Source organism: Algicella marina (genome assembly GCF_009931615.1).
GTDB classification, from domain to species: Bacteria; Pseudomonadota; Alphaproteobacteria; order Rhodobacterales; family Rhodobacteraceae; genus Algicella; species Algicella marina.
The window spans coordinates 3,813,271-3,837,735 of the sequence record NZ_CP046620.1 but is presented as its reverse complement, the minus strand read 5'-3'; the positions used below and the strand labels follow the sequence as shown (position 1 = coordinate 3,837,735).

At 58.3% G+C, this 24,465-nt stretch carries 30 protein-coding genes; 8 read left to right on the top strand and 22 right to left on the bottom strand.

The window, feature by feature from the left end:
• Positions 1 to 2: 2 nt before the first annotated feature.
• Genes GO499_RS18825 through GO499_RS18800 form a run of 6 tightly spaced genes read right to left on the bottom strand, consistent with a single transcriptional unit; the run spans position 3 to position 7,047 of the window.
• Positions 3 to 587: an amino acid synthesis family protein gene (locus GO499_RS18825; RefSeq protein ID WP_161863630.1), complete on the bottom strand. Its 585-nt coding sequence runs from the start codon at positions 585 to 587 to the stop codon at positions 3 to 5.
• Positions 584 to 1,168, bottom strand: a complete 585-nt coding sequence (locus GO499_RS18820; RefSeq protein WP_161863629.1) for an amino acid synthesis family protein — start codon at positions 1,166 to 1,168, stop codon at positions 584 to 586. Before GO499_RS18820 ends, GO499_RS18825 begins: the two co-directional genes overlap by 4 nt.
• A 1-nt stretch (position 1,169) precedes the next feature.
• Entirely contained in the window at positions 1,170 to 2,021 is an 852-nt protein-coding gene (locus GO499_RS18815; protein ID WP_161863628.1) for a UPF0280 family protein, read from the bottom strand.
• Positions 2,022 to 2,023: 2 nt separating this feature from the next.
• Positions 2,024 to 3,454: a 6-hydroxynicotinate reductase gene (locus GO499_RS18810; protein WP_161863627.1), complete on the bottom strand. Its 1,431-nt coding sequence runs from the start codon at positions 3,452 to 3,454 to the stop codon at positions 2,024 to 2,026.
• Complete coding sequence (locus GO499_RS18805; protein ID WP_161863626.1) at positions 3,447 to 6,194, bottom strand: molybdopterin-dependent oxidoreductase; 2,748 nt, start codon at positions 6,192 to 6,194, stop codon at positions 3,447 to 3,449. Before GO499_RS18805 ends, GO499_RS18810 begins: the two co-directional genes overlap by 8 nt.
• Positions 6,187 to 7,047, bottom strand: a complete 861-nt coding sequence (locus GO499_RS18800) for an FAD binding domain-containing protein (RefSeq protein ID WP_284154817.1) — start codon at positions 7,045 to 7,047, stop codon at positions 6,187 to 6,189. Before GO499_RS18800 ends, GO499_RS18805 begins: the two co-directional genes overlap by 8 nt.
• 149 nt (positions 7,048 to 7,196) lie before the next feature.
• Here GO499_RS18800 and GO499_RS18795 point away from each other — a divergent pair, with 149 nt between their 5' ends.
• Positions 7,197 to 7,604: an META domain-containing protein gene (locus GO499_RS18795; protein WP_161863625.1), complete on the top strand. Its 408-nt coding sequence runs from the start codon at positions 7,197 to 7,199 to the stop codon at positions 7,602 to 7,604.
• A gap of 2 nt (positions 7,605 to 7,606) precedes the next feature.
• Here GO499_RS18795 and recO read toward each other — a convergent pair whose 3' ends face one another.
• The 12 genes from recO to folK all read right to left on the bottom strand — a co-directional run bounded on the left by recO (position 7,607) and on the right by folK (position 17,084).
• Positions 7,607 to 8,329, bottom strand: a complete 723-nt coding sequence (gene recO / locus GO499_RS18790) for a DNA repair protein RecO (protein WP_161863624.1) — start codon at positions 8,327 to 8,329, stop codon at positions 7,607 to 7,609.
• Positions 8,330 to 8,403: 74 nt separating this feature from the next.
• Positions 8,404 to 8,730, bottom strand: a complete 327-nt coding sequence (locus GO499_RS18785) for a DUF1491 family protein (protein WP_161863623.1) — start codon at positions 8,728 to 8,730, stop codon at positions 8,404 to 8,406.
• A 5-nt stretch (positions 8,731 to 8,735) separates the two neighbouring features.
• A complete protein-coding gene (era, locus tag GO499_RS18780) occupies positions 8,736 to 9,644 on the bottom strand; it encodes a GTPase Era (RefSeq protein ID WP_161863622.1) in 909 nt (302 codons plus the stop codon).
• Positions 9,645 to 9,648: 4 nt separating this feature from the next.
• On the bottom strand, positions 9,649 to 10,332 hold the full coding sequence (rnc, locus tag GO499_RS18775; protein ID WP_161863621.1) for a ribonuclease III: 684 nt from the start codon (positions 10,330 to 10,332) through the stop codon (positions 9,649 to 9,651).
• A 50-nt stretch (positions 10,333 to 10,382) separates the two neighbouring features.
• Positions 10,383 to 11,189: a signal peptidase I gene (gene lepB / locus GO499_RS18770; protein ID WP_161863620.1), complete on the bottom strand. Its 807-nt coding sequence runs from the start codon at positions 11,187 to 11,189 to the stop codon at positions 10,383 to 10,385.
• Between the two features lie 63 nt (positions 11,190 to 11,252).
• Positions 11,253 to 11,675 carry a holo-ACP synthase gene (gene acpS, locus GO499_RS18765; RefSeq protein WP_161864071.1) on the bottom strand — a complete coding sequence of 141 codons (423 nt, stop codon included), beginning with the start codon at positions 11,673 to 11,675 and terminating at the stop codon, positions 11,253 to 11,255.
• Between the two features lie 48 nt (positions 11,676 to 11,723).
• The gene (locus GO499_RS18760; protein ID WP_161863619.1) at positions 11,724 to 12,353 is read right to left on the bottom strand and encodes a LysE family translocator; all 630 of its coding nucleotides are present in this window, start codon (positions 12,351 to 12,353) and stop codon (positions 11,724 to 11,726) included.
• Between the two features lie 20 nt (positions 12,354 to 12,373).
• The gene (locus GO499_RS18755) at positions 12,374 to 13,156 is read right to left on the bottom strand and encodes a pyridoxine 5'-phosphate synthase (RefSeq protein WP_161863618.1); all 783 of its coding nucleotides are present in this window, start codon (positions 13,154 to 13,156) and stop codon (positions 12,374 to 12,376) included.
• A gap of 26 nt (positions 13,157 to 13,182) precedes the next feature.
• Positions 13,183 to 13,836 carry a DUF2062 domain-containing protein gene (locus GO499_RS18750; protein ID WP_161863617.1) on the bottom strand — a complete coding sequence of 218 codons (654 nt, stop codon included), beginning with the start codon at positions 13,834 to 13,836 and terminating at the stop codon, positions 13,183 to 13,185.
• A 77-nt stretch (positions 13,837 to 13,913) separates the two neighbouring features.
• A complete protein-coding gene (locus GO499_RS18745; RefSeq protein WP_161863616.1) occupies positions 13,914 to 16,055 on the bottom strand; it encodes a RelA/SpoT family protein in 2,142 nt (713 codons plus the stop codon).
• 23 nt (positions 16,056 to 16,078) lie between these two features.
• Complete coding sequence (rpoZ, locus tag GO499_RS18740) at positions 16,079 to 16,432, bottom strand: DNA-directed RNA polymerase subunit omega (protein WP_161864070.1); 354 nt, start codon at positions 16,430 to 16,432, stop codon at positions 16,079 to 16,081.
• Positions 16,433 to 16,523: 91 nt separating this feature from the next.
• Positions 16,524 to 17,084, bottom strand: a complete 561-nt coding sequence (gene folK / locus GO499_RS18735) for a 2-amino-4-hydroxy-6-hydroxymethyldihydropteridine diphosphokinase (RefSeq protein ID WP_284154816.1) — start codon at positions 17,082 to 17,084, stop codon at positions 16,524 to 16,526.
• Between the two features lie 121 nt (positions 17,085 to 17,205).
• Here folK and GO499_RS18730 point away from each other — a divergent pair, with 121 nt between their 5' ends.
• From GO499_RS18730 to rnhA, 6 genes are all read left to right on the top strand, one after another.
• Positions 17,206 to 17,754, top strand: coding sequence for a LabA-like NYN domain-containing protein (locus GO499_RS18730; protein ID WP_161863615.1), 549 nt, complete (start codon positions 17,206 to 17,208; stop codon positions 17,752 to 17,754).
• Positions 17,751 to 18,386 (top strand): uracil-DNA glycosylase, encoded by a 636-nt coding sequence (locus tag GO499_RS18725; protein ID WP_161863614.1) that lies wholly within the window; start codon positions 17,751 to 17,753, stop codon positions 18,384 to 18,386. The genes GO499_RS18730 and GO499_RS18725 overlap by 4 nt, the downstream gene beginning before the upstream one ends.
• A 75-nt stretch (positions 18,387 to 18,461) precedes the next feature.
• Positions 18,462 to 19,415 carry a 4-hydroxy-3-methylbut-2-enyl diphosphate reductase gene (gene ispH / locus GO499_RS18720; protein ID WP_161863613.1) on the top strand — a complete coding sequence of 318 codons (954 nt, stop codon included), beginning with the start codon at positions 18,462 to 18,464 and terminating at the stop codon, positions 19,413 to 19,415.
• Positions 19,416 to 19,419: 4 nt separating this feature from the next.
• Positions 19,420 to 19,845 (top strand): DUF3429 domain-containing protein, encoded by a 426-nt coding sequence (locus GO499_RS18715; protein WP_161863612.1) that lies wholly within the window; start codon positions 19,420 to 19,422, stop codon positions 19,843 to 19,845.
• Positions 19,842 to 20,432, top strand: coding sequence for a class I SAM-dependent methyltransferase (locus GO499_RS18710; protein WP_161863611.1), 591 nt, complete (start codon positions 19,842 to 19,844; stop codon positions 20,430 to 20,432). The genes GO499_RS18715 and GO499_RS18710 overlap by 4 nt, the downstream gene beginning before the upstream one ends.
• The gene (rnhA, locus tag GO499_RS18705; RefSeq protein WP_161863610.1) at positions 20,429 to 20,881 is read left to right on the top strand and encodes a ribonuclease HI; all 453 of its coding nucleotides are present in this window, start codon (positions 20,429 to 20,431) and stop codon (positions 20,879 to 20,881) included. Before GO499_RS18710 ends, rnhA begins: the two co-directional genes overlap by 4 nt.
• Here rnhA and GO499_RS18700 read toward each other — a convergent pair.
• Genes GO499_RS18700 through def (GO499_RS18685) form a run of 4 tightly spaced genes read right to left on the bottom strand, consistent with a single transcriptional unit; the run spans position 20,878 to position 23,126 of the window.
• Positions 20,878 to 21,117 carry a GlsB/YeaQ/YmgE family stress response membrane protein gene (locus tag GO499_RS18700; protein WP_161863609.1) on the bottom strand — a complete coding sequence of 80 codons (240 nt, stop codon included), beginning with the start codon at positions 21,115 to 21,117 and terminating at the stop codon, positions 20,878 to 20,880. The genes rnhA and GO499_RS18700 overlap by 4 nt on opposite strands.
• A 52-nt stretch (positions 21,118 to 21,169) precedes the next feature.
• Complete coding sequence (fmt, locus tag GO499_RS18695; protein WP_161863608.1) at positions 21,170 to 22,090, bottom strand: methionyl-tRNA formyltransferase; 921 nt, start codon at positions 22,088 to 22,090, stop codon at positions 21,170 to 21,172.
• A 2-nt stretch (positions 22,091 to 22,092) separates the two neighbouring features.
• Positions 22,093 to 22,608: a peptide deformylase gene (gene def / locus GO499_RS18690; RefSeq protein WP_161863607.1), complete on the bottom strand. Its 516-nt coding sequence runs from the start codon at positions 22,606 to 22,608 to the stop codon at positions 22,093 to 22,095.
• Positions 22,608 to 23,126 carry a peptide deformylase gene (gene def, locus GO499_RS18685; RefSeq protein ID WP_161863606.1) on the bottom strand — a complete coding sequence of 173 codons (519 nt, stop codon included), beginning with the start codon at positions 23,124 to 23,126 and terminating at the stop codon, positions 22,608 to 22,610. The genes def (GO499_RS18690) and def (GO499_RS18685) overlap by 1 nt, the downstream gene beginning before the upstream one ends.
• A 105-nt stretch (positions 23,127 to 23,231) precedes the next feature.
• Here def (GO499_RS18685) and GO499_RS18680 point away from each other — a divergent pair, with 105 nt between their 5' ends.
• Positions 23,232 to 24,407 (top strand): MalY/PatB family protein, encoded by a 1,176-nt coding sequence (locus GO499_RS18680; protein ID WP_161863605.1) that lies wholly within the window; start codon positions 23,232 to 23,234, stop codon positions 24,405 to 24,407.
• Positions 24,408 to 24,465: the final 58 nt, after the last annotated feature.

Sequence of the window (24,465 nt, the reverse complement as noted above, 5' to 3'; positions counted from 1 at the left end):
CGTTACCGCAGTCCGTCTTCACCCTTTGCGTCACCGGCTTCCAACCCACCTACTCTCGGCAAGGGCCTGCCACTATCGGTTACAGCGACGGCGACCATGATCTCGTTCGCACGGGGCGCATCGTTCAGGCGCACTTCGACGCCGTCGAAATGGGAGCGGACATAAGCCGCATCCTTGTGGCCAAGCGGGACGTCCAGGACCTGCCCTGGACCGCCCATCTTCTTTGAAGACGGAACCAGTGCCGCACCTTTCTCCACGGCGGCCCGCAAAGGTGCACCGAGCTTGGGGTGCAGGATGGCCGCGGCATGTTCCAACTCACCACTCTCGCCGACCATCGCCGCCTTGCCATAGCTTTCAGCCGCTGACGGCGCGATCCCCAGCGCTGAAACGCATCGCCCGCCCAGCAGACCGCCTAGTTCCGCGCCGATTTCCATCAGCTCAGACAGGTCTTCGGTGAAACCTCCGGCAAACGGATTGGCGATAACCGCTACCGCCACCGCCTTGCGTGTCGGCGGTGTGATCGACTTGCCAGCCTCTCTGTGGGTCTCCTCAACCCACACGGCAATTTTTCTGATATCGGCACTCATCGCAGCCCGTCCTCCCCTTTCACATCCTCGACCCGCAAACCGCCAACCCTGTCATGAACGCGACCACCCGTTGTCATCACCAGCACGAAGGCCAGTTCGCTGGCTCGCGGTCCATCCGGCACACCGACTTCCATTGCGTCAAAATGTCCCCGCACGTATGAGGCGTCGATATGGGTGATCGGCACGTCCAGGCGGGCACCAACACCACCGACCTTCTTTGCTGAAGGCACGATTGCCTTCGCCCCGCCCAGCACTTCGCGCATAGCGTAGCCGCCCGGCACATGCCATAGAGCACCATGTTCCAGTTCGCCTGCCGCGCCGACGATAGCCCCTTTACCATAGGCTTCAATGTTCTTCGGATCGCCGCCGAGAGCGGCAACGAGATCATTGGCCATTTTCAAACCGAGTATTTTCAGGTCATCCATGAACACCGCGATCTCTTCGACATAGCGTCCCGCATATGGGTTTTCGATCACGGATATTGCGGCGGCGCGCAGCAGGGGCTTTGGTGGAGGCGGCCCGAATTCGTGAAATATTTCCTCGACACAGAGAGTGCTCTTTCGAATTGCTATGTCGGGCATGTCAGGCTGCTTTCGTGGTATGAGGTTGGGCAATGAGGCGCGGACCGAATTGGGCGAACCGCCCCTGAAGCAGAAGCAGGGCTGCGTCCAGCCGCGCGGTGGCGTGCAGGCGTTCTGCCTCCTCCATGCCAGCAGCAAGAGCCTGTTCGATCTCCCCGTCGGTAAGCCTGCCGCATCCTGTCGTCACCAGCCGTGCGCCGAGGTCCGACTCAGGTGAAAGTTCTTCCGCCGGGCTTCGTCGAACCGCCGGATGGCCGGGTAGGTCGACGGCGTTCGTGACCAACGTGGCGGCAGCATCAGCCTCAGCGGCGGTTTCCGCCAACACCGTCACGCTATCCGCAATCCCGAGCGAGAAACTGCGCCCGCCCCAACCACTGGTGGCAACCCCGCCCCGGCCCGCCGGAAGGTTTGCCACGCCAAGTCTCTCACCCGCGAGTGTCGACATGAGAATGCGCAAAGGTTCGCCCGGGGCCGCAAAATAGGCGATGTCGCCGCCGTTGTTCACCAGCGCCTTGCGCAAAAGAGCCACCGAAAGCATCGTATCGAGAATTTCATCGGCCACGGCCCCGGCCACGGCGGCCATGGGTGTCAAAAACAGATCTCGCTCCGTCACCACAGCACAATACATCCGTTCCGCCACCGGTGAGAGGGGTACACGATCTCCCACGGGGCGGCGCAGGAAGCACAGATCGCCGACAAGTTCTTCCAATATGGTTGCGAACCGATCCTCTGCCGCTGCGAACGCAGCCCTCCGATCACTGGGGTTGGCGGCCTCCACCGCAATTGACAACTCTATCGGCCCATGCCGCAAATGCAGCTTGTTACCCTGCACGTGCGAATTGATCTGCTCCATTTTCACCCCCGTGATTTCAATGTGCGCACATTTTCCTCAAGAACGCCTCCGATGGAGCGGATATGCTCAACGTGTCCACCCAGCGCTCCGTAGTCCTGCCTTGTCATCGTAAACTCGATCGGCGCTACGAGTGCTGGTGTTGGAACATAGCCAAATGCGTTCTCCGGCATGTTCAGCACATCAACCATTACCGTGATGCCGCCCCCCGGCCACACATAGGTTTCCGCGCCGCCGCAGGTTACTGCTGTCAGGGCTGCCTTGACAGATTTCGTCAGACCAACCGGATTTTCCGTTACCCCGGATCGCAGGGACCCACCTGCGCCACCCATGAATAGAACGGAGCAGAGAGCCGGCTCGCAATTTTCGGCGATACGGGTCACCGAAGCTTCCAGTGCCGGAGTGAGCGGCGCCGGCTGCGGAACAAGGTCGTCATCCAGCAGAAAGTAGGCCCATTGCTCTCCTGTAGTTGATACCATCAGAAGCCGTAGTCCGGGCCAAGCAGCTTTTGGGTCTATTTTGGAAATCAGAACCAACGGATCTTCGATATCCGTGCCGCCCCAGCCCGTACCCGGCTCCGCCACCTGAAAGTACCTGCCAGGGGTGGACCGTCGTCCACGCACACGGATACCTGCAGGGCGCATGCCGAGTTGCTTGCCCGCTTCATGCTCGGTAAGGACGCCTGTGATGTGGTCATCGACCACGATCACCTCGTCTACATGCGGCTGCCATTGCATCGCGAACATGCCAATTGTGGCCGAGCCGCAGCCGACACGCATCAATTGTTCGACCTGCCCGTTGATGATCGGCGGTCGTCCGGCCTGAACCACCAGGGCAGCACCATCATCGACCGTCAGTTCCACCGCCTCCTTGTTGCAGAGACACAGAAGCGCATTGCAGGTCTCCCGACCTTCGGTCTTGCTTCCTCCGGTGAGATGATCGACACCGCCCAGCGACAGCATTTTGGAACCGTATTCCGCAGTCATCACATGGCCGACTGCCTCACCGTTTGCCCGGACGATCGCCCGCTCTTCTCCGATATGTCTATCGGTGTCGATTTTCACCTTCACGCCGCAATAACTGAAAATGCCCTCTGTTACGACCGTGATCATGTCCACGCCGTCGACATCCTGTGAGACGATGAACGGGGCCGGCTTGTAGTCCGGGTAGGTCGTTCCCGCACCGATCGCCGTCAGGAAGGGACGTTTGGCAAGGACGAGGTCACCGTCCCAGGTGGCATCGTTTCCCAAGAACGGGACAGTGGCTTTGCCGGCCTCTATCGTGCGCTCCACGATCGTCAGAGCGTCGAGTCTCACAAGCTCTCCGGCTCTATTTGCATAACGATCACAAGCACCGGCACGGCCCTCGGCGATGTAACACATCACCGGACAGGCATCGCAGCGGATTTTTTCCGCCCTGTTTGCATCATCAGCCATTGCGCGCCTGCAGAGCGGAAAAAAGGGCGGAGGGCGTCACGGGGGTGGCCTTCATGCGCACTCCGGTGGCATCAGCGATTGCGTTCAGCAGTGCGGGCGCGGTCGGGATGAGGACATGCTCCCCCAAGCCTTTGGCGCCGAACGGGCCGTGAGCATCCGGTTCTTCGATGATCAGGGTTTCAACGGGAGGCATATCCCCAATGGTCGGAATCAGATAGTCGTGTAAATTCTCGGTCCGACCTGGCACGTATTCCTCCATGAGCGCCATACCCAACCCCTGCGCGATACCGCCTTCGACCTGCCCCTCTATGAGCAGGGGATTGATTGCGCGACCAACGTCGTGCGCAGCCACAAATTTCAGTGGCTTTACGAGCCCAAGAGACTCGTCAACCTCAACGATTGCCAAATGTGCGGCATAGCCGAACTGGGCATAAGGTGCACCCTGACCGTTTGAATCCAGCGGCGAGGTTGGCGGGTCGTAGGTTTCTGCGACTTCGAAGACATAGCCATCATGGTTCACCGGTAACAACGACAAATCGAGAGAGTGCACATTTTCGCCGTCCGTAACCAGCACGGTGCCGCCTTCGCAGGATATGACCGCTTCCGGCCCGGCGTTACATCGTTCCAGTATCCTCGCCCGCATCGCCTCACCCGCACGCAATGCCGCAGCGCCGGAAACGAATGTTTGCCGGGAGGCTGAGGTCTTGCCGGCATCCGGGGTCAGGTCCGTGTCCGCGCCGACCATTTCGAGACATGTCGCCGTGACACCCAGAGCTTGCGCAAATATCTGCGGGATCACCGTGTTGGAGCCTTGTCCGATGTCCATGGCACCCTGATGCAGAACCAACTTGCCGTCCGCGCGCAGACCGGCACGGATAGTGGACGGATTTGGCAGCGAAGTATTGCCGCAACCGTACCAGCCCGCAGCCACGCCGACGCCACGGCGCACCTTTTCACCCCTGCTCTTCGCCTGACGGTTCCACTCTGCCACTTCGGAGCGAGCCTCGCGCGACTGCTCTCGCAACGCCTTGAGACAAGCGCCAATACCGACGCCCTGTTTAAACACCTGGCCGCACACGGTTTCTGCACCGTTTTCCAATGCGTTGTTTATTCTAAACTCCAGCGGGTCCAGGCCAAGTTTTTGCGCCAGATCGTCGAACAACGTCTCCTGCATCAACGCGGCCTGTGGCACTCCGAAACCGCGGAAAGCACCTGCAGGCGGGTTATTGGTGTATACCGCCAGCGAGCGCGCACTGTAATTTGGTACCCTATAGGGACCGGATGCATGCACCGGAACGCGATTGGCCACAGTTGGCCCCCATGAAGCATAGGCGCCGGTGTTGAAGGTTCCCTCAAACTCCATGGCCGTGATGCGACCGGACCCATCGACCCCAATCTTCATCCGCATCTCCGCCGGATGCCGTTTCGTCGTCGATTGCATCGATTCCTGCCGGGAATAGGTCAACCGCACTGTTCGACCGGTTTTCCAAGCGGCGAGAGCCAGCAGTGGTTGCACGGATATGTCTAGTTTGGAACCGAAACCACCGCCGACAGCTGTGGGTACGATGCGGATATCGGACATCGGCAAGCCCATGATCTCGGCAACGGCTTCCTGATCCATCACCGGTGCCTGCGTGCAGGCATGGACAATGATCCGCCGATCTTTCATCTCCGCATAACCGGCTTCCGGCTCGATGTAGGCGTGTTCGACGAAGCTGGTTGCGAATGAGCCCTCGACTATCTCGGCAGCGTCGGCCAGTGCCTTCGCCGGATCACCACGTCGAACCACCCCACGACACAATATGTTTTCGGACCGGTCGGCATGAAGCAGGTTCGAGGAAACCAAGGCGTCGGAAGGATGCAGATCGGCTACCAATTCCTTCCACTCGACCGGAAAATTTTGAACTTGGTAACTTGCCAGTGTTTCAGGAGCGCCAACAATCGCGGCAACAGCCTCACCCCGAAAACGTGCCTCGCCTTCGGCCAATACCGGCTGATCTGCGAAACCGGGGATGACCCCGAACGCATTTCGGCCCGGAATGTCGCTAGCCGTCAGGATAGCCGTCAGCCCCTCGTTCCTGCGGTGAGTTTCGAGATCGCCAAAGGAAAAGCCGGCACGGGCAAACGGGGACCGGATGATTTTCAGGCAGAGGGCAGATGCTGGCGCGACATCGTCTCCGAAACGTTCACTACCATCGACCTTCGGCCAACCGTCCAGCCGCAGGAGCCGTGAACCCACCCCGCCATCCGTTTCCTCCGCAAGGTCGTCGAATGCAGTCCGAACGGCACGGATGATCTTGCGATAGCCCGTGCAACGGCAAAGAACGCCACCCAATGCGTCCTTCACCGCCTCTTCTGTTGGCGCCCGAGTTGTTTTCAGCAGCGCTGTCGCAGCGACAATCATGCCGGGCGTGCAGATGCCACATTGCGCAGCACCTTCGCGGTGAAAGGCCGCGGCTAGCCTGCGTCCCTCATCAGTGTTTACAACAAGAGAGCCTACAGTCTCGACTTGCCGACCACTGGCCTGACGCGCGGACATGAGACAGGCGCAGACCGCTTCGCCATCCAGCAATACAGTGCACGAGCCGCAGTCTCCGGCACCGCATCCGACCTTGACCTCGCGTGCGTTTAGGCGTTGCCGCAACACAGTCGATAGTCGCTCTGCCGGTCGACACTCAATGCAGGTCCGTCGCCCGTTAAGTGTAAACCTCAGATAGTCAGTGGTGCTGGCCTTATCCATCGGCCAACACCACCGGCTCTTCGATCAGGCGCTTAACGCTACGCGTCACCAGCTCCGGGACAGCTGAGAGCCGGTATTTTCCGGTTCCACGAATATCGTCCAACGGTGTCAGGGCATCCAGATGTCGGCCTGTAACCACTTCCAGACCCGAGAGGTCAGCGACAGCGGTTCCAGCCAGTGCGCGTTCCAAGCCGGTCAGGCGTCGAGCAACCGGCGAACAGGCACCGACGGCAATGCGCAAGTCCCGCAGGCGTCCGTCTTCCACTCTCGCCGCAACGGCTACCATCGCAATGGAGATCACGAGGTACCGGCGCGCACCGAGTTTCTCGAATGCCGACTTGAGAGAATTTGCCTGCGAAGGCACGATCAATGCCGTCACCATTTCGCCTTCCGCAAGCGCCACCTCGCGCGGGCCGGTTATGAATTCGCTCAACGGCAGCACCCTTTCCGAACCAGCGGACCGGATTTCCACTTCCGCGTCCAGCGTCAAAAGTGGTGGCACGCCGTCTGCTGCCGGTGAGGCATTACATACGTTGCCTGCAATTGTTCCCGTATTCTGAATTTGGACCGAACCGACTGTCAATGCCGCCTCAGCAAGCCCGTCGAAAGCAGGTGGCAGCCCGGCTCGCGCTATATCGCGCCAGCGCGTGCAGGCACCAATCCGCCATCCATGCTCAGCGGTACGACGGACGCCGTTCAGTTCCGGCAATCTCGAAATGTCGAGGATCGAACGCCCTGCCGGTTGCCCGGCGAGACCAGGGTAATAATCCGTACCCCCGGCGAGAATATCCATCGGCCCGGCAGAAAGCGCATTGAGCGCTTCGCCAAGATTTTCAGGGACGAAGTACTCCAAGATGGGTCCTTCAGCAGCAGTGCAAGTGTCCGAAGATAATGGATACGCGTACTGCTTTCTGTCAAATGAAATAGGCGAACGGTATCACTTGCATTTGCGCCTGCACATTTGTCACGCTGAGTGGGGCTGAAACTGATTGGTTAGTGTAGATGAAACGAGCAACCTCAATAGTCTTTGCTGCTTCAGCGTTGACAGCTGCCTGCACACCATATTCGGAAACGGTGGGCGCTGCCGCGCCGCTCGGTACGGTGTGGGAACTTGAGACCGTGAACGGTCTGCCAGCGGCGAGCCGGATGACGCTGACTTTCCTGGCCAACGGCAAACTCCAAGGCCTGTTGCCCTGCAACAGTTACACGGGCGAGCAATCCGCGCCATTGCCGTGGTTCGAGATCGAGAAACTGGCCGTAACCCTGCGGAGTTGTCCTGCGCTGCCGGACGAACAGAGCTACCTCGCCATCCTTAAAAGTTCCGATTATGCCGAGGTTGCTGGCGACAGCCTGCTCCTTAGTGATGTGGACGAGAACAGCCTGTATTTTGTACGCCGCGGGAATGGCTGATTTCAACGTGTCAGGACTGCTTCCAGTCTTTCCCGCGCCGGCGGCAAGTGCTCCACTCCCGTGGCATGACACACCCAGTTGCGCAGGAAATGACCGGTGAGGGCCATACCCTGTTGCAAATGCTCCCTGGAAATCGGGATGTCGCTAGCCTCGGGGCGGAGAAACGGCGGCAACGGCAATAACCGATCCGCGTATTCCGCCCCTGCTTCCGCCGTGACTGCATGACCGGACTTCGGAGACACGTAGGCGAGCCCCGTGGAAATACCCGTAACCGCACAATTTTGTAGGGTCAGGCGATAACCAAGTCCTTCCAGCAAGCGGATTTCCCAGAGGATGTAATGGGCAGGCCAGTCGGGCGTGTCCATTCGATCCAGCAAAGCCTTCGTTGCTTGGTACTGGTCCCGAAAGGGTTCCCGTTCAGGCAGAAGGGCACGTGCCATGGCCGTGATGGCGTTCAAACCGGCCAGCCCAGTTCGGCTGGACAGAAGATGGGCTCGCGATTTTTCCGGTTCCACCGTGAACGTCCCGAGGTGCGCCTCCAGCCGGGCCCGCCAAGTCACATGGACACCGCTGCCGGGTTGCAGGACCGGACGCAACCTTCGGGAGACGCCACCGCGCACGATTCCTGCGTGGCGCCCATGATCCACGGTCAATATCTCTACGATAGCCGATGTTTCGCCATGCGGGCGTGTAGCAAGCAATATCCCGCTGTCCTGCCACTCCATCCTTCACCGCGTCCTTTGCATTCTGCCGATGCAGTGGAGCCTTGTTGCCTTCGATGTTCAAGCCGCTCTGGAATCTAATCGGCGAGACCTTCAGCATCCAGAAGCGTCCGGCCCTGTCGATCTTCTACCTCCACGATCCAGAGATCGCTATCATATCGCCGCTGCCGCGCGAGGGCCGCATCGACATCCGGCTCCGCTCCCTCTTCCAACATCACCCAACTGCGATTACCATCGAAATCGAAGCTGCGCACGTAGGCCTGCGCCTTGCCGTCCAGTGTGTTGGATTTGACGATGACGGCACCGGCAGTGTCGTCACCATGCGCGGTGATGAACGCTGGGATGCCAGCCTGTGCGAGACGCGCGACATATGCATGCACCCAAAAGTCGGCCGTCAATCGCAACTCTGTTACTCCTGCCCGTCGGAAAAATCGAGACCGATCTCCGAATAGCGCTCCGCCTCTTCCTGCCAGCCCTCACGTACCCGGACCTGAAGGAAAAGGTGTACGGCTCGACCCAGAAATTCCGAGATCTCCTCGCGCGCAGCAATCGAAACGGCTTTGATTGTTTCCCCCTTCGGACCAAGCGCGATACCCTTGTGGCCAGAGCGTGCGACATAGATGACCTGATCAATTCGAACCGATCCGTCCTTGCGTTCTTCCCAATTCTCGGTCTCAACCGTCAACTGGTACGGCAACTCCTGATGCAGTCGCAGCGTCAGTTTTTCCCGCGTCATCTCCGCTGCGATCATCCGCATAGGAATATCGGCAATCTGATCTTCAGGATAAAGCCAAGGGCTTTCCGGCAGACGATCAGCAATCCAGCGGCGAAGGTCGTCGACACCGTAGCCTTTCTCGGCTGAGATCATGAATGTTGCCTCAAACTTGAACCGCTCGTTGAGATCCTGCGTAAGGGACAGAAGCTTGTCACGCTGTACACGGTCGATCTTGTTGATGGCGAGAACCACCGGCCTTTCCCCGCCGCGCTCAGCCAAAGCCGAAAGTATGTTTTCCACTCCCTCGGTGATGCCTCGGTGAGCCTCCACCATCAGGACCACGATATCGGCATCTCCCGCACCGGCCCATGCCGCGCTGACCATGGCCCGGTCAAGCCTGCGGCGCGGCTTGAAGAGACCTGGCGTATCTACGAAGACCAGTTGGCTATCGCCCTCCAGCGCCACGCCACGAATTCGGGCCCGGGTCGTCTGAACCTTATGCGTAACAATCGAGATTTTTGCGCCCACCATGCGGTTCAGCAGGGTCGACTTGCCGGCATTCGGTTCTCCGATCAGGGCAATGAAGCCGGCACGTGTGGTCATCAGATTATTCTCCTGTAAGGGCAGTCAGCAAGGCCGCCGCGGCCGACTGCTGCGCAGCTCTCTTGGAACCGGCACGACCGATGGCGTTGGCTCCGTTTTCGAGTTCTACCGAAATTTCGAAGACAGGGGCATGGTCTGGCCCTTCGCGCGACATCTCGATGTATGCGGGTGGTGTCATGCCGCGTGCCTGTGCCCATTCCTGCAGCGCTGTCTTGGCATCCTGTGAGTTTTCGTCCACCGCAGCGACGCGGTCTCCCCAAAGATCAAGCACGAAGGCACGTGCCGCCTCGAATCCCTTGTCCTCATAGACTGCCGCAATCAAGGCTTCCATTGCGTCCCCCAAGAGCGCTGTCTTGCGGCGACCGCCGGATGCCTGTTCGGACCGCCCCATCATAAGTGCACTTCCGAGATCAATCTGGACAGCGACATCGGCGCAGGTCTCCTTGCGTACGAGTGCATTGAAACGAGGCGCCAATTCTCCTTCGTTAGCTTCAGGTGCCTGTTGAAGCAGAACTTCGGCGATCACCAATCCTAGAACCCTATCGCCCAGGAATTCCAACCGTTGATTGTCACGCTGCGGCGCACCAGAAAGGGAGGCATGTGTCAGTGCCTCAAGCAGTAGGTCAGGGTTGCGGAAAGTCAGCCCGATGTTCTTGGAAAAACGCTCTTGCGCAGGGTTCAGCTTCATGCATCGGCCCTTCAATCTACTGATGCTACAGCGTGCCAGCGTTGGCGGCGCTATTCAATTGCCTTGAAAAAACGGTCACTCCGCCATGTCCAGAAGAACAGAATGGACTTCCCGGCGGACGAGAAAATCACCCTGTCTGCACGGCCGATCAGGTTTTCCATCGGCACGAAGCCTACGCCGCGCGGACGTGCGAACCGACTGTCGAGGGAGTTGTCACGGTTGTCACCCATGAAGAAGAACTGGCGGTCGGGTACAGTAAACGGGCCGGAATTGTCGCCGGTAGTGGTGCCGAAGCTCAACGTGGCATGCGCAACGCCATTGGGCAGCGTTTCAACAAACTGTTCCTTCTCGCAACGTCCGCCGAGCCCCACATTTTCCGTACATTGCGGCAACGAACGCGCTGGCCCTTGCAGCTCCTTGATTTCCACGAAGGGCGCGGCAAGCTCTTGCGACACTGTCTCCCCATTGAGGATTACCTGGCCATTTCGCACTTCGATTGTATCGCCAGGCAGGCCGATCAGCCGCTTAATGTAGTCTTGCCCACTGACGGGGTGCCGGAAGACAACGACATCACCACGCTCCGGCATGGATTCGAGCAGACGTTTGTCCGACCCTTCGGCGAACGCGCAAAGATTGAAATCACGATATCCCGGACAGGAGTACGCTGAATAGCCATAGGCGAACTTGTTCACAAACAAGAAATCACCGATCAGCAGGGTGGGCTTCATGGAGCCGGTCGGAATCCAGAACGGTTGGAAGATGATCGTCCGGATTAGCCCGGCGAGCAGCAGCGCATAGACAATCGTCTTGATAAGCTCGCCCAAGCCACCGCCGCTCGATTTGGTCTTGGATGCCATAGGCCTGCCCGCTTCCGTCGTTTTTGATTTACCGGCGGGTTGTCGCGCGGCGGCCCTGCAGTGTCAAGCGGATGCGGTGGGTGACACTCCGACCGGCAGTGCCTCTATGATCACGAACGCCTGAGCCCACGGATGATCGTCGGTCAGGGTGACATGAATATGCGCCTCGTAGCCGGGCGGCGTCATCTCCGCCAGTCGCTCCGCCGCCCACCCCGTCACCTCCATCCGCGGTTGTCCGGTGGAGATGTTAGAGACACGCATATCCTTCCAACTGATTCCCATCCGTAATCCTGTGCCCAGTGCCTTGGAACAAGCCTCTTTCGCGGCCCACCGCTTGGCATAGGTTCCTGCGGTATCGGCCCGCCTCTCCGCCTTGCGTTGCTCTATTTCAGTGAACACACGATTTCGGAACCGGTCGCCGAAGCGTTCCAGGGTGCCTGAAATCCGATCAATGTTACAAAGGTCGGTACCTATCCCCAGGATCATCTGCTCCGCCCGCTTAAAATCCGGCAAACCTTATCCCCTCCAACCGGTCTATGCCAGCGACAGGAAAGCAATGCGGAGTGCCACCATTGCCAGGATACACGATGCACCGATTGCAATAGCCCGGCTTCGGCCGCCAACTGCGCCGCGTACCTTTTGGCCAGAAAAGACCAATGCATATGTACCGAATCCAGCTAGGGCCATCATACCGCACCCTGCGACAACCACGCCAAGCGTAAACGCACCGACGCCAGGCGTCACAACTAGGGCGAAGAGCCCGATCCAGAACAACGCGGCATTGGGATTGGCCAGATGGATCGAGAATCCGATGAGAAAGGCGTGTGGCCACGACTCCGGGGCGAGCGTCGGTAGTATCTTACGGTCGGAACCACCACGCCATCCGGCCCGACCAAAGACGAACGCCAGCCAAAGGAGGTAACCTGAGCCTAGAAGGCGTAGCAAAACCACACTTTCCGGCCAAGTCCTCACCAACGTAGTGGCACCAATCGCCGCGCCGGTGCTCCATGCCACCGACGCCATCGTTACGCCCAGCGAAGTTGCCAAGCCGAGGTATCGCCCGGATGACAGCGCCACGCCGATTACCGCCAACTTCGCAGGGCCCGGCGAGAAAAGTGTCAGCGCGTACAGCCCAAAGACTGACAAAAGATCATGCCAAGGCATTCCGGACCCCGCCGCGTGTCTCAGGCAACCCCGGTACCGAACGCGTCGTGTCTCGCATCATCCATCATTGCGCGCATCCGGCGAATGGCGCTGTCAAGACCACTGAAAATCGCTTCACCGATTATGAAGTGGCCAATGTTCAGTTCCATCACCTCGGGGATAGCTGCAATTGGTTTGACCGTTTCGTAAGTCAGACCATGGCCAGCATGAACTTCGAGGCCGAGACCGGCGGCGAATGAAGCCATATCATTCAGTCGCGCGAGTTCTGCATCACGCTCCGCCACCCGCCCTTCGGCGTGCGCATCGCAATAAGCACCTGTATGCAGTTCTATTACTGGCGCACCAATACGAGCCGCAGCTTCAATCTGCCGCTGATCAGCGGCAATGAAGATCGACACCCTGCAACCGGCATCGGCCAAGGGTGCGATGAAATGCGCAAGCCGGTTTTCCTCCCGTGCAACCTCAAGACCGCCCTCCGTCGTTCGTTCCTGACGTTTTTCAGGAACGATGCAAACGGCATGCGGGCGATGGCGCAGTGCGATCGCCTGCATTTCATCGGTGGCCGCCATTTCGAAATTCAGCGGGACGGACAAAGTCTGCACCAAACCGTCGATGTCTTTGTCCGTTATGTGGCGCCTATCCTCACGCAGATGCGCCGTCACTCCGTCAGCCCCCGCCGCTTCCGCCAATTTCGCCGCGCGAATCGGATCTGGCGTATCGCCGCCGCGTGCATTCCGCACGGTCGCTACATGGTCGATATTGACGCCAAGGCGCAGGCGGCCCAAAGGTTTGCGATCCGTCATGGTCTCCCCACTTTCTGGAAGCCCCGTCAGGAGTGCTCCCCGACCATCTTGCTTCCCTTCTTGCGCACCAGCTTCTCTTTCGCACGCTCCAGCAAACGGGAACGACGGCGCACCTGATAGGCGGCGATCAGCGGTCTGGTAAGAAAGTAGAATCCTGCAGCAGTAATCAACCCGGGAATGATACCGCCAACACTGTATGGAAGGAAAATGTCTGTCCAGAAAGGCTCCAGCCTGCCCAGAGCAGGCTCTGCCATGCCAAACGCTGCCTTCAAGCTCTGCCACAGGCCGGCAAAGGCTTCGACAAACGCAGTCTTGACGCTGCCGAACCCCATCTCACCGGATGAGATGCCCATGAAACGACGCCCAAGTGACAATGAAGTAGTGGCTATGAACGGAAACGTCAGCGGATTACCCACGAGCGTGCCGAGAAAACTAGCCAGCACGTTGCCGCGAACAAGCATCGCGCAGAGGCCTGCAAAAACGAAGTGAAATCCAAACAACGGAGAAAAGGACACGAATACGCCGCAGGCAAAACCCAGAGCGATCTTGTGCGGCGTATCTGGCAAACGTTTGACCCGGTGGCCAAGGTATTCAATTGTACGCCGCCAGCCAGCTCTCGGATACAGAATGTCACGCGCGCGCTGAAGCCAGCTTTGCCGTTCGCGGCGCTTGAAAACCATTCTCTCCTACCCCTTTACTTCCGCATTGCGGCGGAACTGTCAGTCTGCGGCCCTCACCGCACCTTGCTCGATTCTCTTCAGGTTACGCTCATGCCTTGTTCATGAACAACACCCCGAAACCGCATAACCTGTGTCACAGCCGAATCTGCCGCCAAGGCTGTCTGGACGTTATGCAGGTGGGCCAGATCCCGTACCTCTAGATCTAGCACCATTTTGTAAAAATCAGGTTTTCTGTCGGTGAAAACGATATCGCTGATATTCGCATGCTGTTCGCCAATCAATGTGCAGACCTTGCCGAGGCTTCCAGCATCGTTCGACAATGTGACTTCTATGCATGCCAAATGCGGCATCCGTGAGGCTTCTTCAGTCCAGGCGAGATCCAGCCACTCATCAGCCTTCTCTTCCAGCTCTGCAAGTGAGCGACAATCGATGGCGTGCACTTCGACGCCATGACCACGGATCGCTATGCCTACAATTCTCTCACCGGGAATGGGCTGGCAGCAGGGTGCAGGCTGAGCAACCTGGTTCGAATCGAGACCGACGATGCCGGAATTCGGGCTGACCTCGTATGTGACGCCTTCCGTGTTGTGCAACTCCGGATAAAGCATTCCCACGAGATCTTGGCCAGTAATGAGCGCGCCACCAATCCTTTCAAGCAGGTCTTGCGAGTCCGTAAGGCCGAACCTGTCGGCTGCTGTATCAAGCGCCTTGTCCGAAGCAGTCTTTCCGACCCGCTCCAGTGCCACGCGCGCAATCTCGCGTCCAAGTCGGATATGGGCGGACCGGCTCTCCTCACGCAGGCTGCGGCGAATTGCAGATTTGGCCCTGCCTGTGACAACCATTTCTTCCCAACTTGCCTGTGGCCGCTGACCTTCTGCGCGAATGATGGTGACAGACTGGCCATTGCGAAGCCTGGTCCAAAGAGGCACGCGCTGGTTGTCCACTTTAGCCCCAACGCAGCTGTCGCCGATTCGGGTATGAATTGCGTAGGCAAAGTCGATCGGCGTCGCCCCACGAGGCAATTTGATCACCTCACCTTTGGGCGTGAAGCAGAAGACTTGGTCGGTGAACATCTCGAGCTTCACGTGCTCAAGAAAATCGTTGGGGTTGTCCGCGGCTTCGAAACGCTCCGTCAACCGTTCCAGCCAGCGTACAGGATCGACCACGAAAGGATTCTGGAAGCGTTCGCCCTCACGATAGGACCAATGCGCCGCGATGCCGGTCTCTGCGACTTCATGCATGGTTCGCGTCCGGATCTGCACTTCCACCCGTTTGGCACTTCGGCCGGAAACTGTCGTATGTATGGAGCGATAACCGTTGGATTTCGGCTGGCTGATATAATCCTTGAACCTGCCCGGAACGGCGTTCCAGCGTTGATGTATCGCACCGAGAACGGTGTAGCATTCATCGACGCTGTCAGTGATTATCCGAAAGCCGTAAATGTCGGAAAGCCGCCCGAACGCCTCTCCCTTTTCCTGCATCTTGCGCCAAACGGAGTACGGCTTTTTCTGTCTTCCGAATACTTCCGCTTCCACCCCGGCCTGATCGAGCACCTTGCGGATATCTTCGGTAATCTGTGGAATCAGATCGCCTGTTTCTCGGCGGAGAGAAACAAACCGACGCAGGATGGACGATCGGGCCTCCGGGTTGAGGATTCGGAAGGAAATATCTTCCAGTTCCTCGCGGATGGATTGCATCCCCATGCGACCCGCCAAAGGCGCATAGATGTCCATTGTTTCCCGCGATTTTCGTATCTGTTTCTCGTGCGGGAGGAAACGAATGGTGCGCATATTGTGCAACCGGTCCGCCAATTTGACCAGCAGCACCCGTGGATCGCGAGACATCGCCATAAGCAGTTTGCGAAAATTTTCCGCCTGCTTGGTCTCTACGGACGAAAGTTCGAGGTTCGTGAGTTTGGTGACACCGTCCACCTGCCGCGCGATTTCCTCTCCAAACAAATCGGAGATGGCGCTGTAGGTGGAGCCGGTATCCTCGATCGTATCATGCAGCATTGCCGTGATGATCGAAGTATCGTCGAGGCGCTGCTCTGTCATCAGCGCCGCGACTTCCAGCGGATGGGAAAAATAGGGCTCGCCCGAAACGCGTACCTGACCCTCATGCGCCTGCTTCCCATAGGCATAGGCGCTGCGTATCAATGCTTCATCAGTCCGGGGATTGTAGGCTTTGATCAGATCGACAAGTTGATCGTCAGAGATCATTTCTGCACTTCCCGGAAGCAGCCTCAGCCTTCGCCCTGCGCCTCCATCAGCGCACGCAGAAGTTTCTCTTCAGACATGTCGTCCTCTACCGGCGCAGGCGCATCGTAGCCCATCAGCAAAGACATGCTGTCCTCTTCCGGTTCATCCACTTCAATCTGCCGCTGATGAGATTCGATCGAGCGCTCACGCAACGTTTCCGCCGTCAGAGTCTCTTCCGCTATCTCGCGCAGGGCAACAACCGGATTCTTGTCGTTGTCGCGGTCGATCGTCAACTCACCGCCGGATGAGAGCTCCCGCGCCCGATGGGCGGCGAGCATTACAAGCTCAAAACGGTTCGGAACCTTGTCTACACAATCTTCAACGGTCACGCGTGCCATGAATGGCCCTCCGGTCAGCGGCGTCAGGAAAGTCGTACAAATAGGCAATAAAAAAAGGTTTGACAAGGGCGAATTCTCTTTGCCGGTTGGTTCATCGTCCTATCACCAAAACGTCAGATACCTGCTCACTCGGCAGGGCTGCAAGCATCTCGTGAACAGTCAGACCGGTCACCGGATGCGCCCATTCCGGAACGATTTCCGCCATTGGTACGAGAACAAAGGCCCGGTCCTGCATCCGCGGGTGCGGCAAGAGAAGCGACTGAGGCGTTCTCTGTAATTGTTCTTCCGGCCGCAGTGTCATCCACTGCGTCACCGTCTCAACATCCGGCAGCACAAGGTTTCCGCAAGCAATCAGGTCCAGATCTATCGCCCTCGGCCCCCATCGCTGCGTGCGCATCCGCCCGAGCATAGCCTCGATACGATGCAGTGCTTCCAGAATTTGCTCCGGCGTCAGTTCGCTTTCGACGATCACGATGCCGTTGAGAAAGTCCGGCCCGCTGCCGGCTGGGAAAGCCGGATTTGCAAAGAAGCTGCTGCGTGCGCGGATGGTCAAACCCTCATCCGCAAACAACTCCAGCGCATGTTCCAGCAATTCGCGTGGAACCATTTTCTGCGTACTGAGATTTGAACCCATGGCAACGATGCAGGTCAAGCAGGCTCCGCGATTTGGACTTTTATCTTCCTTCGAACCCCACTACCCTGCGTGGGTTGTCATATAGTTCAAGCCCTTTTGCGAGTATCTGCAAAAGGCATTTGCATTTTGGGAGACACCAATGTTCTACAGAGACGAACGTCTCGCCCTGTTTATCGACGGGTCAAACCTCTATGCCGCTGCCAAAGCCCTCGGATTTGATATTGATTACAAATTGCTCCGGGCAGAGTTCATGCGCCGCGGCAAGCTTCTCCGGGCTTTCTACTACACTGCACTTCTCGAAAACGAGGAATATTCTCCAATCCGTCCACTCGTGGACTGGCTGAATTACAACGGCTTCACGATGGTTACCAAGGCAGCGAAGGAATTCACGGATTCCACTGGCCGCCGAAAGGTAAAGGGTAACATGGATATCGAACTGGCGGTAGATGCCATGGAGCTTGCGCCCCATGTCGATCACATCGTCCTGTTTTCCGGTGACGGCGATTTCCGCCCTCTCATCGAGAGCCTGCAACGCCAGGGTGTCCGTGTGTCAGTGGTGTCCACAATCCGTTCCCAGCCACCGATGATTGCCGATGAGCTGCGTCGCCAGTGCGACAATTTCATTGAACTGGAAGAACTCCGTGATGTCATTGGTCGCCCGCCGCGCGACGATGCGCCGACCTCTTGATTCAGCAGCCGGAACCACCGAAGGACTGCCAGCTCTGCCCCCGCCTCGTGACCTACCGGGAGGATGTACGGGCGCGGGAGCCAGGCTGGTATAACGGCGCGGTGCCGTCATTCGGCGATCCGGCCGCTGAGCTCTTGATTCTTGGTCTGGCCCCCGGCGTCACAGGAGCACATCGCACGGGCAGGCCATTTACCGGGGACTACGCCGGCGACCTTCTCTATGCCACGCTGACAAAGTTCGGTTTCGCAAACGGAAAATTCGCCGCCGACCCGGCGGACGGCCTCGAACTTCACAAAGCTATGGTCACCAATGCCGTCCGCTGCGTTCCGCCCCAGAACAAGCCAATAGGTGCGGAAATCAACAACTGCCGCCCCTTCATGCTTTCCCGACTCAAGACCCTTCCAGACCTTCGGGCCATCGTTTGCCTCGGCCGCATTGCCCACGACACTCTGATCCGCGGTTTGGGAGAGCGACTGGCCCTTTACCAATTCGCGCATCAGGCCCGGCACCAGATCGGCGAACTGGCCATCTTCGACAGCTATCACTGTTCACGCTACAACACGAACACCGGTCGACTGACGACGGAGATGTTCGAGGCGGTTTTCAGGGACGTTCGGGCCTACCTGAATTGAACTCTCCCACCGCTTGCGGGCTGGAAGCCGGCCACTGTGCGGGTTATGTATCGGCAGAACGATAGTGGAGACCCGATGCCCGACGCTCTTACACTTTATCTGGCGGCACCGCGCGGCTTTTGTGCAGGCGTGGACCGTGCGATCAAAATCGTTGAGATGGCCTTAGAGAAATGGGGTGCGCCGATCTATGTGCGGCATGAGATCGTCCACAACAAGTTTGTTGTCGACGGTCTGCGGGCCAAGGGTGCTGTGTTTGTCGAGGAATTGGATGAGTGTCCAGATGACCGGCCGGTGATCTTCTCTGCACATGGCGTTCCGAAATCTGTGCCGGCAGCAGCCTCCAAGCGACAGATGGTTTATATTGACGCCACCTGCCCTCTGGTTTCCAAGGTTCATATTGAAGCGGAACGTCATCATCATGACGGACTGCAAATGGTGATGATCGGCCATGCTGGCCATCCGGAGACTGTGGGAACAATGGGACAACTGCCTCCGGGAGAGGTGCTGTTGGTGGAAACACCCGAAGACGTCGCCAGAATTTCTCCGCGTGATCCCGGAAAGCTCGCATTCATCACCCAGACGACGCTCAGTGTCGATGACACCACCGAAATAGTTGCCGCGCTGCGTAAACGCTTCCCGAACATTGTCGGGCCGCACAAGGAAGACATTTGCTACGCCACAACCAACCGGCAGGAAGCAGTCAAGGCGATGGCATCCAAAATTGATGCGCTGCTGGTCATAGGAGCGCCGAACTCTTCCAATTCACGAAGGCTGGTCGAGGTGGGTTCCAAGTCAGGCTGTCGGTACGCCCAACTCATACAGCGGGCGGGGGACATCGACTGGCGGGCGCTGCAAGGCGCCAAGGCGATTGGTATCACAGCCGGAGCATCGGCGCCGGAAGTGCTGACCGAGGAAGTCATCGCAGCGTTTTCCGATAGGTTCGACGTGACGCTGGAAACGGTCGTCACTGCCGAGGAACGGGTAGAGTTCAAAGTACCGCGCGTCTTGCGCGAAGCCATGGCGGGCTGACAGCGTGGCTCGTCCGCCTCTTCCCGCAATCATTCTTGGCGCTGCTGGCCTGCTGCCGTTTTTCGCAGGGGCACTTGCCGTGCACGGCATGCTGCCCGGCGTCTCCAGCCCTTTCACCGGCGTACTGATCCTGCAAAGCTACGGCGCGGCCATTCTTGCCTTCATGGGCGGTTGTCTTTGGGGTTTTGCTGCACGCGCCGGTCGCACAAGTTGGCGGGAAATGGGGTTCAGTGTAATTCCCGCCCTCTGGGCCACTTCGGCCACTTTCTTGCCGTCCGCACTTGTTACGCTGATGCTTGGTTTCGTGGCCCTGTTCATTATCGACCTACTGTTTCACCGATGGCACCTCTGCCCTGACTGGTGGATTACACTTCGTCTGCCGCTGACAATTGGCGTCCTCGTCAGTCTCACTGCCGGGGTCCTGCTGTGAGCATCGACGTTGACACCCGCGCTTTCTACGAGGCAAACGCCGCCGCCTACGCCGATTTCGCTGAACCTGCCGAGGAACATCCCCGCCTCACGGCCTTCATGCGGCGGCTGCCTGAAGGCGCCCGTGTTCTCGATTTCGGCTGCGGTTCCGGCTGGGCCGGCGGCCAGATGCTTTCCCAAGGCATCAACGCAGATGGCATCGACGCAAGCCCTGCCCTCGCTGACGAAGCGCGACATCGGTATGGCCTTGCTGTCCGTGTCGCAGACTTTCGCACCCTTTCCGCCCGGCAGCGCTATGACGGCATCTGGTGCTCCTTTGCACTTCAGCATGCGCCGCGAGAGGATAGACCGCAGATTTTCGAACGGATGCACACCGCACTTAGGCCCGGCGGCCATTTGTATATCGGTGTCCAGAAGGGGCCGATGGATTGGCGCGACGATCATGGTCGCCTATACGTTCCCTTCATGAAGGATGAATTGGAGGCGCTGCTGAACGGTTTCGAAGATGTCGAGTTCGATACCGGCACCGGCAAGAACTATGACGGCACATCTGTTCTCAATATCTATGTGACAGCTATCCGCACATGACTGACCTCATCGCCTACACGGATGGTGCATGCTCAGGCAATCCAGGACCCGGCGGATGGGGCGTGGTCTTGAGAGCGATGAATGGCGCAACCATCGTAAAGGAGCTTGAACTGAACGGTGGCGAGCCGGACACGACCAACAATCGCATGGAACTGCAGGCCGCAATCGCCGCGTTGGAGGCACTTTCCAGACCGTCGACGCTGCGAGTGGTGACGGACAGCGTATACGTCCGCGACGGCGTCACCAAGTGGATGCATGGCTGGAAACGCAATGGTTGGAAAACATCCGCAAAAAAGCCGGTCAAGAATGAAGATCTTTGGAAGCAACTGGATAACGCTCAGTCACGGCATCAGGTGACATGGGAGTGGGTCAAGGGTCACGCAGGCCATCCGGAGAATGAACGCGCAGACGAGCTAGCAAGGGCCGGGATGGCGCCGTTCAAATCCTAGCGTTTCTCGATGAAGGTCTTGTAGCCCCAGAGCAACAGCACAACGCCGAGAAACGCGCTGGCGAACCACGCGAACAATCCAAGAAACCCCAGTGCCAAGCGGATCACCCAGATGCCGAGGATGGCACCGATCACGCCCAGCGCAACTGTCTGAGGCAGAGGCAGCCTTATTCCCATGGCGCGTGTTGCCACGAAACCTGCCGCCGACCCGACCACGAGAAGAATTATAAAGCCCATTTCCCACCGCCAGCTTACTTCAGGTTCACTATTGCCGATCTCGTGCCTAAAATCAGCCCTGATCTTGTTTCGTGCCCAAAGTCACTCCTTCGCTTAAAGGAAACCCTCGCAGGAAATCGGTTGCTCCGAGTGCTCCCTTACCCGGCCGCTGTAGTCGAAGGAGTTCTACGGCCCCTGACCCGCAGGCAATTGTAGTACCTTTCAGAACCATTCCAGGCGCGCCATCGCCATTGGCCACCCGACTCAGCAGAACCTTCACCCGTTCACCCCCCATCAGCGTCCAGGCACCGGGAGCCGGTGACAGTCCGCGGACCTGCCGATCGACGTCGAAGGCGCTTTGTGTCCAATCAATTTCGGCTTCGGCCTTGGAAATCTTCTCCGCGTAGGTCACGCCTTCTTTGGCCTGTGGTAACGCCTCCAGCGGCCAGGCACTCAAAGCCTCGCAAATAAGTTGACCTCCCAGTCGCGCCAACCTGTCGTGCAGGCTGCCGGTTGTGTCGTCCGAACGAATGGCGATTCTGCGCTCCAGCAGTACAGGTCCGGTATCCAGTCCCGCTTCCATCTGCATGATCGCAACTCCGGTTTCTTGATCTCCCGCCATCAAGGCCCGATGGATTGGCGCCGCGCCGCGCCAACGGGGCAATAGTGACGCATGGATGTTCAAGCAGCCGTGGAGGGGCGCGTCCAGTATCGCCTGCGGCAAGATCAAGCCATAGGCCACGACAACGGCGATATCTGCCTTTAGCGCCGCAAACGCCTCTCGATCTTCCTCGTCACGAAAATTGACGGGGTATCGGACTGGCAGTCCCATTTCCTCTGCCCGTACCTGCACCGGCGAGGGCCGCATTTTTTTCCCCCGGTCAGCCCTGCGCGGTGGCTGCGTATATACAGCCGCAATCTCGTGCCCTGCATCTACAAGCGCATTAAGGGCCTGCACCGAGAAGGCAGGTGTCCCCATGAAAATCACGCGCATTGCTAGTCCTTTCCCTTTGCCGATCGGGCGACAGCCTTCGTGTGCTTGGCAAGGATCATGCGGCGTTTCATCGGCGTCAGATGGTCTATGAACAGCTTGCCGTTCAAATGATCAATCTGGTGCTGCACGCTGGTAGACCACAATCCTTCGAACCGGCGATCAACGGTCGCCCCCTGTTCATCCACGTAGCGAACATCCACTTTTGCAGGCCGGGAAATTCTCGCGAAATGACCAGGTATGTTCGGACTACCTTCTTCGTGTTCTCGCATGGCTTCGGAGGCGTCCAGCAATTCCGGGTTTGCCATCCTGACCGGCGAATTTCTTCCATCCGAACAATCCAGCACGGCAAGCCGCAGCGGTTCGCCAAACTGCGGCGCAGCCAGTCCGACGCCGGGCATCGCATACATGGCCATCAGCATCTCGTTCCAGAGGGCACGAATCCTGTCATCAATTTCCGGTACAGGTGTTGCGACCCTACGCAGGCGTGGATCAGGCATTTGCAGGAAAGGCCGGTGCATCACACCCTGCCTTTTTCCCTTTTGACCTTTTTCATCTTGTTCGTGATCATCGTGCGACGAACGGCGCCGAGGTAATCGATAAAAAGTTTACCATTCAGATGGTCGAGTTCGTGCTGGGCGCAAGTGGCCCACAACCCTTCCAACTCGCGTTCAACCCGCTCGCCATCGCGATTGGTATAGCTAAGGCGGATAGTCTCCGGCCGCGAGACATCTTCGTAGAATTCGGGAATGGAAAGGCACCCTTCCTCACCCGTAACCAGTGTCTCGGAAGCCCATGTGATTTCGGGGTTGATGCAGACCGTGGGTTCCTTGCCGGCGTCTTCGCGGTTGCAATCCATGACAAAGAGCCGCTTCAGCACACCGACCTGCGGAGCGGCCAACCCGACGCCGGGTGCATCATACATTGTTTCCAACATATCGTCCGCCAGTTTAAGCAAGCCTTCGTCCACCACTTCGACAGGTGGACAGACTTTTTTCAGCCGCGCATCAGGGTGCAGGATTATCGGTCTCAGTGCCATAACGCTCACATAGTCGAACGCCCGGCGTGCTGCAAGCGCACGCCGAGGCTTGGCCTTCGCAACACAAAACAGTAGCGTCTGCGCAAACTGTCAGGGAAAGACTCCATGGATTTCGATTTCGATGAGCCGATAGACCGGCTCAACACCAACTGCGTAAAGTGGGACATGCTCGACAAGATTTATGGCGTATCACCCAAAGACGGAATCGCCATGTGGGTTGCGGACATGGACTTCAAGGCGCCGCCTGCTGTCAATGCTACATTGCAAAAAATGGTGTCGCATGGCGTCCACGGATATTTCGGGGATGACAGGGCCTACAAACAGTCAATCATTTCGTGGATGGAGAAACGACATGACTGGCGGGTTGATCCGAAGTGGATTTCGACGGTTCACGGTCTCGTGGCCGGTACAGCACTTTGCATTCAGACTTATTCGGAGCCGGGTGACAGCGTGATCCTGTTCACGCCTGTCTACCATGCCTTCTCTCGAATGGTCGCAGCCAACGATCGCGAAATTGTCGAGTCGGAGCTCGAACTCCGTGATGGCCGATACCACATGGATCTCGAAGCTCTCGAAGGGCAATTGACAGGCCGCGAACGGCTGGTGATCTTCTGCTCGCCTCATAATCCATCAGGTCGCGTCTGGTCGGTGGAAGAACTGAAGCAACTTGCCGATTTCTGCGCCCGGCATGATCTCATTCTGGTGTCCGACGAAGTTCACCATGACCTCGTGTTCCCGCATGCCAGCCACACGCCCATGGTAAACGCTGCACACAAACATCTGGACAGAATCGTTATGCTGACAGCGGCGTCGAAGTCCTTCAACCTTGCAGGCGGCATGACCGGCAACGCCATAATCCCGGACGACGACCTGCGTGCCCGCTTCGCCAAGGTGCATGCCAGTGTCGGCACAAGCCCGAACAAGTTCGGTGTGATGATGACGACAGCCGCCTATGCATTCGGAGAAGCGTGGCTGGAAGCGCTCGTAACCTACCTCGATGGCAACCGCCAACTCATGGATGAGGGCCTCAACGCCATTCCCGGCGTTCGCTCCATTCCAATGGACTCGACATATCTCGCTTGGGTGGATTTCTCCGGCACCGGCATGGAAGCGGAGGAGTTTACGCGTCGGGTCGAAGGAACGGCACGCGTCGTCGGCAACCATGGTCCGACGTTTGGCAAAGGTGGCGAGAATTTCTTGCGGTTCAACTTTGCAACGCAACGGTCCCGTGTCGAGGAGGCTGTTGCCAGAATTCAGGATGCCTTCAGGGATCTCCAATAGATGCAGAGAAATTTGGCTGGACCTCCCGACTAAACTGGCTAGTTTACCGAAAGGTGGC